The organism is Microbulbifer sp. ABF4_143 (assembly GCF_056160225.1).
The window spans coordinates 147,695-161,168 of record NZ_JBSWWT010000007.1 but is presented as its reverse complement, the minus strand read 5'-3'; the positions used below and the strand labels follow the sequence as shown (position 1 = coordinate 161,168).

At 62.8% G+C, this 13,474-nt stretch carries 10 protein-coding genes and 1 pseudogene; 9 read left to right on the top strand and 2 right to left on the bottom strand.

The window, feature by feature from the left end; translation table 11 throughout:
• The first annotated feature begins 17 nt into the window (after window positions 1-17).
• The 7 genes and pseudogenes from ACXAF3_RS07765 (at window position 18) to ftsH (ending at window position 7,968) form a co-directional block, all read left to right on the top strand.
• The gene (locus ACXAF3_RS07765) at window positions 18-296 is read left to right on the top strand and encodes a DUF4160 domain-containing protein (RefSeq protein WP_475111723.1); all 279 of its coding nucleotides are present in this window, start codon (window positions 18-20) and stop codon (window positions 294-296) included.
• An 8-nt stretch (window positions 297-304) separates the two neighbouring features.
• Window positions 305-586 carry a DUF2442 domain-containing protein gene (locus ACXAF3_RS07760; protein ID WP_475111722.1) on the top strand — a complete coding sequence of 94 codons (282 nt, stop codon included), beginning with the start codon at window positions 305-307 and terminating at the stop codon, window positions 584-586.
• A gap of 57 nt (window positions 587-643) precedes the next feature.
• Window positions 644-1,303 (top strand): annotated as a pseudogene (locus ACXAF3_RS07755) (DUF3604 domain-containing protein); the annotation flags it as partial.
• 179 nt (window positions 1,304-1,482) lie between these two features.
• Window positions 1,483-3,807, top strand: coding sequence for a DUF3604 domain-containing protein (locus ACXAF3_RS07750; protein WP_475111721.1), 2,325 nt, complete (start codon window positions 1,483-1,485; stop codon window positions 3,805-3,807).
• Between the two features lie 151 nt (window positions 3,808-3,958).
• The gene (locus tag ACXAF3_RS07745) at window positions 3,959-4,942 is read left to right on the top strand and encodes a peptidyl-prolyl cis-trans isomerase (protein ID WP_475111720.1); all 984 of its coding nucleotides are present in this window, start codon (window positions 3,959-3,961) and stop codon (window positions 4,940-4,942) included.
• On the top strand, window positions 4,939-5,946 hold the full coding sequence (locus tag ACXAF3_RS07740) for a HupE/UreJ family protein (RefSeq protein ID WP_475111719.1): 1,008 nt from the start codon (window positions 4,939-4,941) through the stop codon (window positions 5,944-5,946). The genes ACXAF3_RS07745 and ACXAF3_RS07740 overlap by 4 nt, the downstream gene beginning before the upstream one ends.
• Window positions 5,947-6,051: 105 nt before the next feature.
• The gene (gene ftsH, locus ACXAF3_RS07735; RefSeq protein ID WP_475111718.1) at window positions 6,052-7,968 is read left to right on the top strand and encodes an ATP-dependent zinc metalloprotease FtsH; all 1,917 of its coding nucleotides are present in this window, start codon (window positions 6,052-6,054) and stop codon (window positions 7,966-7,968) included.
• A 15-nt stretch (window positions 7,969-7,983) separates the two neighbouring features.
• On the opposite strand, the gene polX is transcribed toward ftsH, so the two are convergent.
• Both polX and ACXAF3_RS07725 read right to left on the bottom strand, forming a co-directional pair.
• Window positions 7,984-9,726 (bottom strand): DNA polymerase/3'-5' exonuclease PolX, encoded by a 1,743-nt coding sequence (polX, locus tag ACXAF3_RS07730; RefSeq protein ID WP_475111717.1) that lies wholly within the window; start codon window positions 9,724-9,726, stop codon window positions 7,984-7,986.
• A gap of 229 nt (window positions 9,727-9,955) precedes the next feature.
• Window positions 9,956-10,960 carry a tRNA dihydrouridine synthase gene (locus tag ACXAF3_RS07725; RefSeq protein WP_475111716.1) on the bottom strand — a complete coding sequence of 335 codons (1,005 nt, stop codon included), beginning with the start codon at window positions 10,958-10,960 and terminating at the stop codon, window positions 9,956-9,958.
• Window positions 10,961-11,368: 408 nt separating this feature from the next.
• Here ACXAF3_RS07725 and ACXAF3_RS07720 point away from each other — a divergent pair, with 408 nt between their 5' ends.
• Together ACXAF3_RS07720 and oadA are read left to right on the top strand one after the other, a co-directional pair.
• Window positions 11,369-11,590 (top strand): OadG family protein, encoded by a 222-nt coding sequence (locus ACXAF3_RS07720; protein WP_475111715.1) that lies wholly within the window; start codon window positions 11,369-11,371, stop codon window positions 11,588-11,590.
• Window positions 11,591-11,643: 53 nt separating this feature from the next.
• Entirely contained in the window at window positions 11,644-13,458 is a 1,815-nt protein-coding gene (gene oadA, locus ACXAF3_RS07715; RefSeq protein WP_475111714.1) for a sodium-extruding oxaloacetate decarboxylase subunit alpha, read from the top strand.
• Window positions 13,459-13,474: the final 16 nt, after the last annotated feature.

The window sequence follows — 13,474 nt, the reverse complement described above, 5'->3', positions numbered from 1 at the left end:
TGCAAAAGGAGAAATTTATGCCTGAATTATGTCGCTTCCTTGGAATCGTCATTTACATGTATCGTGAAATAGGCGGCAGACATCATTACCCGCATATTCACGCATCTCACGGGAGCAATAAGGCGGTCTTCAACATTGAAACCGCAGAGCTTATGGAAGGAAACTTCCCAAGAAAAGAGCGGAAACTTGTTGAGGCATGGATTGAGTTGAGAAAAGACAAGCTGAGACTAAACTGGTCAAGCCTTAATGTTCCTAGTGGTAATCCGTCTTTCTTTAAAATTGAACCATTACAGTGAGGTTTCTAATGGCTGATCTAGACGCTATGACCATCACCAGCTTTAAGCTGGTCGAAAAATACACGATTCAAATAACTTTCAAAGATGGTAAGGTTCAAACGATAAATTTTGAGCCAGTAATAGGAAAAGGCTGGATGAAACAGCTTTTAGATCAAGATTATTTCAATAAAGTAAAGCTCAACGATGGAGGCAATCTTGAGTGGCCAGATGGCCAAGATTTCAATCCTGAGGCTCTTTATGACTGGGAGCGCTTTGAAAAACTGTACATTGAGGACGCCCAGCGTCAGTAGTAGGCGCGTCGAACACTGTAGTGGCCAAAATAACTTGACCACTACAGGACGGACCCGGATTTCGACCCCAGTCTGCACGCCTTCTACTACGCCCGGGTGCTCGAGATACCCACGCCGCGCTGGAGCACCATCCAGGCCAAACAACTCAACATGGCGCCCCCCGATGTGGTGCCCGCAACCCAGCAGGAGCGCGCCTGGAGTTCGCCCATCTGGTACGCGCCCACGGCCGCGGCGCGCCGAGGCGGAAAAGGCGCGAAAGCCGGCCTCACGGTGGCAGACCTCAATGCCAAGGGCGCCAAGCTGCTCAGCGACGACGAACTGAAGGCGCTGATCGTCGGCAAGTCCATCTGGGTGAAGAACAAGGTCACCGGCGAGCCGATCAAGGTGCGCTACGACGACAAAGGCAGCGCCGTGGTGCTGCACGTGGGGCGTGGCGCGACCCTGCCTAGCGTGGTCGGCGACCTGCCCCGCGCCAGCTACCAGGTCGGCGCATCTCCCTACCGCATCAAAAACGGCAAGATCATTACCGAGCTGAGCGGCACCCCGATCAGCATGGCCGTGTACAAATCCGGCGACAAATACTACGGCGCGCGCAGCAATGAGTTCGGCCACGCCAACTACGAGATCCTGAAAAAGGGGCCGGCCAACCTGGTCGAACTCAACAAGGGCGAGTACCAGAAGAAGGATCAGTCCAGCTATCTGCACGTAACGGAGTGATTGCGATGGGCGGAAGTCCAGGTGAACTCCGCCTTCAATCCGCATGCACAGGACTTTATTGATCTGTCCTATTCCGGTGGTCAGGCGGCCAAATCTCCTCGCGCGCCATTTCGGTAAACCGCAGACCCGGACCCTGGACTAAGCTGTCTTCGGGGTACTTTGCGCGAGGACAGGATGCGATGTTTTCCGACGATACAAGAGTTCTGACAGGGGCTGCCTTGCTGCTGGGGGCTGTATTTGCCACTGCTGTGGCCTTCGCCGAGGAGCCAAATCCCGAGCGCAACGCCTACTTCGGCGAGACGCACCTCCACACCAGCTGGTCGCTGGACGCGTGGGTATTCGGCAATCGCGTCACGGGTCCCGCCGATGCCTACAAGTACGCGAAGGGCGAGACCATCAAGCACCCGCTGGGGTACAACATCAAAATCACGACGCCACTCGACTTCATGGGTGTGACCGACCACTCCGAGTATGTCGGGGTCACCAAACAGGCGAACACGCCGGGGTCCTACACCAGCAAGCTGCCCGAGGCCCAGAGCCTGATCATCACCGACCCGAACAGCAAGGAGCAACAGCAGCGGGCCTTCCTGGCTGTCGTCAAGCTGCTGTCGAGCCCGCCCGTCAAGGCGTTGATGTCGCCGAAGGTCGCCGGCACGGTCTGGAAAGAGAACAACGACATCGCCGACGCGGCCAACGAGCCCGGCAAGTTCACCGCTTTCTGTTCCTACGAGTGGACCTCGATGCCGGACAACCGCAACATGCACCGCAACGTCTTCTTCCGCGATTGCGCCAAGGTCCCGGAGATGCCGTACAGCGCACTCGATTCCTGGCACCCCGTGGACCTGTGGAAGTGGATGGACGCGCAGCGCAAGGCGGGCAACGAGCTGTTGGCGATCTCGCACAACGCAAACCTCTCCGACGGCTGGATGTACCCGACCGACGTGGACAGCCTGGGGCGGCCCATCGATGCCGCCTGGGCCGAGTCGCGTATGCGCAACGAGCGGCTTATCGAGATGAAGCAGATCAAGGGGCAGTCGGAGACCCACCCGCTGCTCTCGCCCAATGACGAGTTCGCCAACTACGCGGTCTGGAATGTACTGCTCGGGCTGCCCCCGGAGTCCGGGCGCGTCGACAGGATCGTCGGCAGCTACGCGCGCCAGGCCCTGAAGGACGGCCTGACGATGCAGGACGTGCGGGGCTACAACCCGTATAAATTCGGGATGGCGGGGGGCTCCGATGCGCATAATTCCGCGAGCCCCTATCGCCAGGAGAACTTCTTTGGCGGGCATGCGCACGAGGACGGGACCATTGAGACGCGCATGGCCGGCCACAACTTCGCAGGCATCGACGTGCGCTACGAAGAGCCGGGCGGCCTCACAGGCGTATGGGCCGAGGAGAACACCCGCGCCTCGATCTGGGACGCCATGCACCGGAAGGAGACCTTCGGGGTCAGCGGTCCGCACATCAAGGTGCGTTTCTTCGGCGGCTGGGATTACGACAGGGGCCTGTTGAAGCACCGGGACTGGGTCAAGGCGGCCTATCGGGGCGGCGTCCCCATGGGTGGCGACCTGCCGTCGGCGAAGGCCGCGGCGCCGACCTTTGTCGTGTGGGCGGTAAAGGACCCGACCGCGGGTAATCTCGACCGCATCCAGATCGTCAAGGGCTGGTCGCAGCACGGCCAGAGTTTCGAAAAGGTCTTCGATGTGGCCTGGTCGGGCGATCGCAAGCCCGACCGCTGGACAGGCAAGGTCCCGCCGATCGTGAGCACTGTGGACATCGACAAGGCGACCTACAGCAATTCCGTGGGGGCGGTCGAGCTGAAAACGGTATGGACCGATCCGGAGTTCGATCCGAGCCTGCACGCCTTCTACTACGCGCGCGTGCTCGAGATACCGACGCCGCGCTGGTCGACCATCCAGGCCAAACAGCTCGGCATCGCGCCGCCGGACGTAGTGCCGCCGACGGTGCAAGAGCGGGCCTGGAGTTCACCCATCTGGTATACGCCCACGGACAAGGCCCGCAAGGCAGCCAAGGCGGGTCTCACCGTTGCCGAGCTCAAGGGGAAGGGCGCCACGGAATTGAACCAGAAGCAGGTCGAAGCGCTGATCGTCGGCAAGGCTCACTGGATGCGCAACAACGTGACGGGTGAGAAATTCAAGGTGAGTTACAGCGCGAACGGGCAAAGAACTGTGTGGCACATCGGCAAGAATGTTCCCCAGCCGAGCCAGGTTGGCGACGTCGCCCGGAACGGCTATGAGGGCGTGTCTTCGGCCTACTCGATCAAGAATGGCAGGGTGCTGACCTTTCTTCAGCAGGCGCCATTCGAGTTCGCCTTCTACAAGGTCGGCGATACGATCTACGGGGCAAGGAGCAACGAGTTCGGCTATGCCAATTACGAGGTGCTGCCCAAGCCGGTCGAGTTTTTGAACCCGCTGGGCAAGGGCGAGGCGGCACCGAAACACGGGCCTGTCCCTCCGGCCCCTCCGGCGCCGCAGAAAAAATGAGAATGAAAGTTTCAACGGGTAGCATTCCGTTGACGGCCGTCGCCGGGCCTGCGCTGCCAGCGGGTTGCGGTGTCGCCGCCAGCTCCGAATGCGACGCCCGCAGTGCAGAGACGGGAGGTGGGACCCAGTGACCTCGAACACACGGAAGCGGATGAACGCCGAGACGGAGCCTGTGGTGGGGGCGGGCGGCCCCGGCCGTGACCCGTTCTTGCTGCGATCTGCGCGGCGCCTGCTGCGGGAGCCCCTGGTGCACTTCCTGGTGCTCGGTGCCGCGCTGTTCGCCGGCTACGATTATCTGAATTCCGGCGATGGGGATGAGTCGCCTTACCAGATCGTGCTGACGCTCGACGAGCTGCGCCAGCTCGACCTGCTATTCAACGCGCAGTGGCGCCGCCAGCCGACCCCCGAGGAGTTTTCCCAGCTGGTGGAGTTCAAGATCCGCCAGGAGGTCCTCTACCGCGAGGCGCTGGCGATGGGTCTCGACAAGAATGACGAGATAGTGAAGCGTCGCATGGCGCAGAAGATGCAGTTCCTGGCGGAGGACGTGGCCGCTGCCCGCGAGCCCACCACCGAAGAACTGAAGACCTGGTACGCAAAGAATAGCGACAAGTTTGCGCTGCCGAGCCGGGTAAGCTTTCGACATCTGTACTTTTCTCCGGATCGCCGGGGGGCGCGCGTACGCGACGACGCGGCGCAGGCCCTCGCCGAACTGGCTGGCCAGCCCGAGGACTCAGAGCTCACCGAATCACTCGCCGATCGTTTCATGTTCCAGGATTATTACGCGGAGCGGACGTCGGAGTCGCTGGCCAAGGACTTCGGGCCGGAGTTCGCAGTGGCCGTCCCCAAGCTTGCGCCCGGCTCCTGGCAGGGACCGCTTGAGTCCGGCTATGGCTGGCACCTCGTCTACGTCGACTCCCTCATCCCGGGCCGGGTGCCGGCCTTTGAGGAGGTGGAACCGGATGTAAAGACCGCCTGGCTCGGCGCTCAGAAGGAAGCGGCCTGGGCGAAGGCCTATCGGGAAATGCGGGCCAAATACACGGTGCTGCTGCCAGCGCCGCCCAATAGCGATACGGTGTCGGCGTCTGCGCCTTCCGATACGGACGCGCTTACGCAAGGTGGCGGAGCGCCGCCATGAGCCGATTCTGTCGCTCCGCCCGCTGGCTGCTCACCGGCCTGTTGGTTTTGCTTGCGGCTATTCCAGTCGCACAAGCGCACGAATCGCGCCCGGCCTATATGGAGATCCGCGAAACGGCGACCGGACGCTACGCGGTGCTGTGGCGCACGCCGGTGTTGGCGGGGCGGCGTCTGTTGGTGGTACCGCGCTTTCCCGAGCGCGTGCGCAACCTGCGCGAGCCGGTGGTGCAGGAATTGAGCGACTCCCTGCTGGAGCGCCGCTGGATCGACGCCGGCCCCGCGGGCCTCGACGGCGCGCGCATCGAATTCGCCGGCCTGCAGCTGAGTATTACCGATGTGGTGGTGCGGGTTCACCTGCTCGACGGCCGCAGTTGGATGGTGGTCGCCAGGCCTTCACAGCCCTGGGTGGAAGTCGCGGCGGCGAGCGGCGGCTGGGCCACCTTCTCCGATTTTCTCCGGCAGGGGTTCGCGCACATACTTTCCGGGCCGGATCACCTGCTGTTCGTGTTTGGCCTGCTGCTGCTCGTGCGCCGGCGCTGGATGCTGGTGAAAACCGTTACCGCTTTTACCATCGCCCACAGTATTACCCTGGCGGCGGCAACCCTCGGCTATGTGCAGCTGCCGGCGCCCCCCATTGAGGCCGCCATCGCGCTGTCGATCTTCTTCCTCGGCCTCGAGGTCCTCCGCGCCCGCCGCGGCGGCACCAGCTTCACCATCCGCCACCCCTGGGTCGCGGCCTTCGCCTTCGGCCTGCTGCACGGCCTCGGCTTCGCCGGCGCCCTCTCCGCCGCGGGCCTGCCGCCGGCAGCGGTTCCCCTCGCGCTTGTGTCGTTCAACATCGGCGTGGAGTTCGGCCAGTTGGCCTTCGTGGCCGTCGTGTTGCTGCTGGCCCGAGGCCTGAGTGCCTTGAGGCTGCGCTGGCCGCGACCGGTGCAGTTATTGCCCGCCTACGCGGTGGGCTCCCTCGGCGCCTTCTGGATGATGCAGCGCTTGCTCTCCGTTTAGTACGCACACCCGGGAAACTATACTGGTCCCAGTCGGTTTGCGGTTGGGGGGCGGTTGCGCGCTTCGCCCCACGGCTGCCTCCCGCCAATGGCACAGTGAACACTTATGGCAGACGAGCAGGGCGAAGACAAAAAACCAGACGACGAGGGGCCGCAGCTGCCTCGGCCGCAGCGGCCGTCGCCTTCACTCGGCTGGGGCCAGTACCTGATCTGGATATTCCTCGTATTCCTGATTGCCCAGTACTGGTCCGGCGTGCTGCAGGACCAGCAGCGGCAGACCCTCTCCTATACCGAATTCAAGGAAAAGGTGCGCAGCGGCCAGGTGGCCAGCGTGGTGCTGCACGGCGACCGTATCTCCGGAACCTACGACAGGACCCGGGAGGAGCAGATAGTCTCCGGCGACCCGCGCGCCGACCGCTTCGTCACGATACTGCCGCCGGTGGAGGATCCGGAACTGATGCCGCTGCTGGAAGAGAAGCAGGTGGAGATCAGGGCCGAGCCGCAGCAGGCGGACCTGTGGACGCGGGTGCTGATCGGCGTACTGCCGTGGATACTGATTATCGGCCTGTTTATCTGGGCCGGGCGGCGCATGCAGGAGCGCATGGGCGGCGTCGGCGGAGGCGGCGCCTTCGGCTTCGGGCGCTCCCGCGCCAAGCGCTTCGAGCGCGGCGAGTCGCAGGTGACCTTCGACGACGTGGCCGGGCTGGCCAACGCCAAGCGCGACCTGCAGGAGATCGCCGGCTATCTGAAGAATCCCGAGCACTACCGCAGGCTGGGGGCCAAGGTGCCCAAGGGCATATTGCTGATGGGGCCGCCGGGCACGGGCAAGACGCTGCTGGCCAAGGCGCTGGCGGGCGAGAGCGATGTGCCTTTCTTCAGTATCAGCGGCTCGGAATTTATCGAGATGTTCGTCGGTGTCGGTGCCTCCCGGGTGCGGGATATGTTCGCCAGCGCCAAGAAGGAGGCGCCGTCGATCATCTTTATCGACGAGATAGATTCCGTCGGCCGCGCCCGCGGCACCGGCCTCGGCGGCGGTCACGACGAGCGCGAACAGACCCTGAACCAGATCCTCGGCGAGATGGACGGCTTCGATCCCCACGAGACGGTGGTGGTGGTGGCCGCCACCAACCGCCCCGATGTGCTGGACGCGGCGCTGCTGCGCCCGGGGCGCTTCGACCGCAAGATAGTGTTGGACCTGCCGGACAAAAACGCCCGCAGGGCGATACTGGAGATCCACTCGCGCGAGGTGCCGCTGGCGGACGATGTGGATTTCGAGCGCCTGGCGGCACTGACGGTCGGCTTCGCCGGCGCCGATCTGGAAAACCTGATCAACGAGGCGGCGCTGCTCGCCGGGCGCGAGGACAAGCCGGCGGTGGATATGGCCTGTCTGTTGCTGGCGCGGGACAAGGTGGTGCTGGGCAGCGAGCGCGAGATGGCGATCAGCGACGAGGACAAGAAAATCATCGCCTACCACGAGGCGGGGCACGCGCTGGCGGCGAGTCTGCTGCCCAACGCGGACCCGCTGGACAAGGCCACGATCATCCCGCGCGGGCGCAGTCTCGGTGCCACAGAGCAGATCCCGGAGGAGGAGCACCACAGTTTGCGCGAAAGCTACCTGCGCGACCGTATCGGCGTGATGCTCGGCGGGCGGGTGTCGGAGCAGGTGGTGTTCAACGAGGTCAGCTCCGGTGCCGAGGAGGACCTGAAACAGGCCACGCGCCTGGCGCGGCATATGGTCAGCCAGTGGGGTATGAGCGACAAGCTCGGCCCGGTGGCCTTCCGCCGCGGCGAGGAGCATATTTTCCTCGGCCGCGAAATGGCGCAACAGAAGGATTTCAGCGAGCACACGGCGGAGATTATCGACGAGGAGATCGTCGAGCTGATCCGCGGTATCGAAAAGGAGGTCCGGGCGCTGCTCGAACAGCATCGCGACAAACTGGATGCACTGGCCGGGGCGCTGCTGGAGAAGGAGACGCTGGAGGCGGCGGAGATACAGCAGATTATCCACGGCGGGGAAGAGTAGCGGCCCGCCTCCGCTTTAGTTTCTTTTGAGAAGCCCCAATAATTTTTTCAGCGGCAGGCAGTTGATCACGTCCTTCTTTTCCAGCCAGCCGCGCCGCGCCTGGTCTATGCCCCAGCGCATGTTCTGCAGGTCGGCGGCGCTGTGTGCGTCGGTGGCGATGGAGATCTTTACCCCGAGTTCCCGCGCCAGCATACAGCCCTCGTCGGTCAGGTCCAGCCGCCGGGGCTGGGCGTTCAGCTCCATAAAACAGCCGCGCTCTTGCGCCGCCTCAAGGATTTTTTCCAGATCCGCTTCGTAGGGATCCCGCCTGTTGATCAGGCGGCCGCTGGGGTGGGCGAGGATATTGAAGTAGGGGTTGTCCATCGCGCGCAGTATCCGCTCTGTCTGCCTCTTGCTCGACAGGTCGAACTTCTGATGAATCGCGCAGACGGTGAAATCCAGTTCTTTGAGCAGATCGTCGGGATAATCGAGCGAGCCGTCTTCCAGGATATCCACCTCGCTGGATTTGAGCAGCAGGATATCGTCCAGCCGCTCGTTCAATTTGTCTATTTTCCGGATGTGTTCCAGCAGGTGTTTTTTATCCAGGCCAGAGGCGATGGTCAGGCTTTCCGAGTGCTCGGTAATGGCCAGATATTCGTAACCCAGCGCCGCGGCCGCCCGGGCCATTTCCTTCAGGGAGTTGTGGCCGTCGCTGGCCTTGGTGTGGGCGTGCAGGTCGCCGCGAATATCGCCCAGGGTGATCAGCTTCGGCAGCTTGCCGTTTCTGGCGGCTTCCAGCTCGCCGCGGTTTTCCCGCAGTTCCGGCTCTATATAGGGCAGACCCACAGTGTCGTAGACGGATTTCTCCGTCCTGCCGGCGATGCGCTCTTCGCCCTTGAATACCCCGTACTCGTTGATCTTGTAGCCGCTCTTGACCCCCATTTGGCGCACTGCGATATTGTGCGCTTTGGAGCCGGTGAAGTAGTGTTGCGCGGCGCCGAAGCTGGCCTGGGGGACTACGCGCAGGTCCACCTGCATGCCCGAGCGCAGGTAGACGGTGGAGCGGGTCACCCCCTTGGAGACCACTTCCTCCACCTCGTCGTAGCCGGTAAAGTGGTCCATAATCGCGGCGCTGTGCTTATTGCCGCTGTGGCTGCCTTTGGCGGTGATCAATATATCCAGGTCGCCCACCGTCTCCCTGCGCCGCCGGTAGCTGCCGGCGATCACTATGTCCTTGAGGCCCTCGGCCTTCTTCAGATACTCGAGCAGCGGTCTGGCGATATCCTCTGCCTCGATCAATTGGGTGCGCGGTTTTGCCCCGGAGAATTTTTCCAGACGTTTTTTGATTTTTTCCTCGCTCTTGTCGCCGAAGCCGGCGATCTCGTGAATTTTGCCACGCTCCGCGGCTCGCTTCAGGTCGTCCAGTGTCTCGATATTGAGTTCCAGGTAGAGGGCGCGGACCCGCTTGGGGCCCAGGCCCTCGATCTTCATCAGTTCACTGAGCGCGGGCGGCGTGCGCGCCTCCACCTCCTCCAGCAGTGGCAGTTCGCCGGTCTCCACCAGGGTCTGGATCTTCTTTGCCAGGTCGTCGCCGATATCCGGCAGTTCGGTCAGGTCCGCGCCGTCGTCCAGCAGATCGGACATGCTGCGCGGATAACCGCGCACCGTGCGCGCGGCGTTGCGGTAGGCGCGTACGCGAAAGGGGTTGGCGTCCTCGATTTCCAGCAGGTCCGCCAGGCGGTCGAACTTGTCGGCGATTTCGCTGTTGTGGACAGGCATGGCATAGCCGCACTTACAGGTTGTTGAAAAAGGCCATCCCGGCCTTTTTCCCCAGTTTGCGGCGCATGTCCGCAAACCCTCCGCGACAAATCAAGCACTTGCGCGCTTGATTTGCGGCCGGGCCGTCCCTGGCCCGGACTGGCAGGCTGTTTTTCAACAGCCTGCAAAAGGCAAATGGCTGTCCGATCAGTATAGGAGGGGCGTTGGTGGCGAAGGTCCGTCCGTTGAATCAGGCCGCTTCGGTTTCCGGCGTTTCCGTCGCCAGTTCCCGCGCAAACGCCGCTTCGATCAGTTCCGCCTCCCGCAGTCTTTTGATGCGCTCGAAGAAGGTCTGCGCCTCCGGAAAGGCCAGCTTCAGGTAGGCCAGCCACTGCTTGATACGGTTGCCCAGGTATTTGGGCGGGTAGGCCTCGCGGGTGGTCAGGTAGTAGTCCCACAGCAGCGCGACAATCTGCCGCCAGTGCATCGGCGTATAGTCGCGCCCGGCGCAGAGCGCCTTGATCTGCAGTCCCAGGTCCGGGCGCGCCAGCAGGCTGCGGCCGAACATAAAGGCGCTGCAGCCGGTCACCTCGCGGCAGCGCTCAAACGCGTCCGTGGTCCAGATATCGCCGTTGGCGATCACCGGGATCGACAGCCGCTCGCGTATCTCGCCGATATATTCCCAGTAGGCCGGCGGCCGGTAGCCGTCCGCCTTGGAGCGCGCGTGCACCGCCAGCTCACTCGCGCCGCCGGCCTCGGCGGCGCGGGCGTTGTCCATATAGCTGGACCTGTCCATATAGCCGAGGCGGATCTTCGCCGAAACCGGAACAGACTCCGGCAGGGCCCGGCGCACGGCGCCGACGATGGCCTCCACCCGCTGAGGGCTCTGCAGCAGGCAGGCGCCGCCGTCACTGTTGTTGACCGACTTGGCCGGACAGCCGAAATTCAGGTCGATAGCTTTGGCACCCGCTTCCACCGCCCTGGCCGCGTTCCAGGCCATGGCCTCGGGGTTGCCCCCCAGCAGCTGCAGGCGCACCGGCGTGCCGCTCGCGGTGGCGGCCGCCGTCTCCAGTTCCGGGCACAGGCGGGTGAAGACGCGGCGCGGCAGCCGGGTGTGGGTGACGCGCACGAATTCGGTGACGCAGATATCCACACCGCCGATGGCGGACAGCAGCGCGCGCACATGGTGATCTATCACTCCCTCCATCGGGGCCTGGTAAATCCTGGGAATGGAAGAATCTGTCTGTGCGGTCATCTAATCCTGGTCGGTGCCGAAATCTGGGCGCGTATTCTATCAGTTTGCGCCAGCGGTGGTGTAAAAGTGATCGGGATGCGAATACAGCGGGGAGGCGCGGCGGGTCCGATGCCGAATCGGTGGATTTCGGCGCCGGAATATCCGCGATATCGCGATGGTTACAGTTGCGCCTGAAACTAATAAGTATTTGATTTTAAAGGGAACTTGTATTGATAATAGCGTCCGTTTTGGGCGCCGGTATTTGTTATAACAAACTGTTATGGAAAATTAATGAGACGAATAGGGCGCCGGCCGGTTGCAGCGCGATAGCGGCTATAAAAGCGTATATCGGCGCCGCCGTATTGCGGGCGCTTATAAAACCGTTCAGGATGATCGGTTTTATTGCCTGAATAATTAGGGGAATAAACAGTGCAAGACTCGCTACTTCAACAGGGGCTGGACATCACGCTGTTCGGCATGGGGATTGTTTTCACATTCCTGCTGCTGCTGGTGATCGGCACCGGCATCATGTCCCGTATTATTACCCGCAATTTTCCCGAAGCGGAGCCGGCGGCTCCCGCATCCGGCGACGATGAGCGCCTGCGCGCAATTATAAAAGCGGCCATCGACCAGCATCGCAAAAGACGCTAGCGGGCGCCGTTACCGCCGAATAACCTCCAACAATTTGCCGAGAGAGACGACCCATGACTGAGGTTAACTCTTTAGTTAACAAATCCCCACTGGGCATTACCGACGTAGTCCTGCGCGACGCCCACCAGTCACTGTTTGCGACCCGTATGCGACTGGACGACATGCTGCCGATTGCGGAAAAGCTCGACAAGGTCGGATTCTGGTCCCTGGAATCCTGGGGCGGCGCCACCTTCGACGCCTGTATCCGCTATCTCGGCGAGGATCCCTGGGAGCGTATCCGCGAGCTGAAAAAGGCCATGCCGAACACGCCGCAGCAGATGCTGTTCCGCGGCCAGAATATTCTCGGCTACCGCCACTACGCCGACGACGTGGTGGAAAAATTCGTCGAGCGCGCGGCGGAAAACGGCGTGGACGTCTTCCGCGTATTCGACGCGATGAACGATATGCGCAACCTGCAGACGGCGCTGAAGGCGGTGAAGAAGCAGGGCAAGCACGCCCAGGGCACCATCTCCTACACCGTGAGCCCGGTGCACACCATGGATCTGTGGGTGGACCTGGGGCGCCAGATAGAGGATATGGGTGCCGACTCCATCGCGATCAAGGATATGGCCGGCCTGCTGCGCCCCTACGAGGGCTATGAACTGGTCAAGCGCCTGAAGGCCGCGGTGGATATCCCGATCCATATGCAGTGCCACGCGACCACCGGCCTCTCCACCGCCACCGCGCTGAAATGTATCGAGGCGGGTATCGACAATGTCGACACCGCCATCTCATCCATGTCCATGACCTACGGCCACAGCCCCACCGAGGCGCTGGTGGCGATCCTCGAGGGCACCGAGCGGGATACCGGCCTGGATATCCATCTGCTGGAGGAGATCGCGGCCTACTTCCGCGAGGTGCGCAAGAAGTACGCCAAGTTCGAGGGTTCACTCAAGGGCGTCGACTCGCGCATCCTGGTGGCCCAGGTGCCCGGCGGCATGTTGACCAATATGGAAAACCAGCTGCGCGAGCAGGGCGCCGGCGACCGCCTGGACGAAGTGCTGGAGGAGATACCGCGGGTGCGCGAGGACCTGGGCTTTATTCCGCTGGTGACGCCCACCTCGCAGATCGTCGGCACCCAGGCGGTGCTGAACGTACTGACCGGCGAGCGCTACAAGTCCATCTCCAAAGAGACGGCCGCGGTGCTGAAGGGCGAGTACGGCGCGACGCCGGCGGAGGTCAACAAAGAGCTGCAGGCGCGCGTGCTGGACGGTGCCGAGCCGGTCACCTGTCGCCCGGCGGATCTGCTGGAGCCGGAGCTGGACAAGCTGACCGCGGAGCTGAAGCGGAAGGCCGGCGATGAAAACATTGCGCTGGAGAGCGGCGAGCGCGAGATAGACGATGTGCTGACCTATGCGCTCTTCCCGCAGATAGGCCTCAAGTTCCTGAAGAACCGCGGCAATCCGGATGCCTTCGAGCCGGTGCCCACCGGCAACGAGGGCAGCGCGGTCAGGAATGACAAGGGCGAGGAGGTCTACACGGTCACCGTCGAGGGCAAGCGCTACACGGTCACCGTCGCCGACGGCGGCGAACTCACCAGTGTGACGCCGGTATCCGGCGCCGCCGCGCCGACTGCAGCGCCGTCCGCCGCGGGCGCCGCGCCGGCGGCCAGCGGCGGCGAGCCGGTCAAGGCGCCGCTGGCCGGCAATATCTTCAAGGTCATGGTCAAGCCCGGCGACCAGGTGGCCGAGGGCCAGACCATCGTCGTGCTCGAGGCGATGAAGATGGAGACCGCCGTCAGCGCGCCCCGCGCCGGCAGCGTGACCGGCGTGGCCGTCAAAGAGGGCGATTCCGTGGCGGTGGGCGATGCCCTGCTGTCCATCGCCTAAGGCCAGAACAGGAGTC

What these genes read in the sequence shown, in the direction of transcription:
- ACXAF3_RS07765 (WP_475111723.1), top strand. Translation starts at nt 18, where the DNA reads ATGCCTGAATTATGTCGCTTCCTTGGAATCGTCATTTACATGTATCGT.
- ACXAF3_RS07760 (WP_475111722.1), top strand. Translation starts at nt 305, where the DNA reads ATGGCTGATCTAGACGCTATGACCATCACCAGCTTTAAGCTGGTCGAA.
- ACXAF3_RS07750 (WP_475111721.1), top strand. Translation starts at nt 1,483, where the DNA reads ATGTTTTCCGACGATACAAGAGTTCTGACAGGGGCTGCCTTGCTGCTG.
- ACXAF3_RS07745 (WP_475111720.1), top strand. Translation starts at nt 3,959, where the DNA reads ATGAACGCCGAGACGGAGCCTGTGGTGGGGGCGGGCGGCCCCGGCCGT.
- ACXAF3_RS07740 (WP_475111719.1), top strand. Translation starts at nt 4,939, where the DNA reads ATGAGCCGATTCTGTCGCTCCGCCCGCTGGCTGCTCACCGGCCTGTTG.
- ftsH (WP_475111718.1), top strand. Translation starts at nt 6,052, where the DNA reads ATGGCAGACGAGCAGGGCGAAGACAAAAAACCAGACGACGAGGGGCCG.
- polX (WP_475111717.1), bottom strand. Translation starts at nt 9,726, where the DNA reads ATGCCTGTCCACAACAGCGAAATCGCCGACAAGTTCGACCGCCTGGCG.
- ACXAF3_RS07725 (WP_475111716.1), bottom strand. Translation starts at nt 10,960, where the DNA reads ATGACCGCACAGACAGATTCTTCCATTCCCAGGATTTACCAGGCCCCG.
- oadA (WP_475111714.1), top strand. Translation starts at nt 11,644, where the DNA reads ATGACTGAGGTTAACTCTTTAGTTAACAAATCCCCACTGGGCATTACC.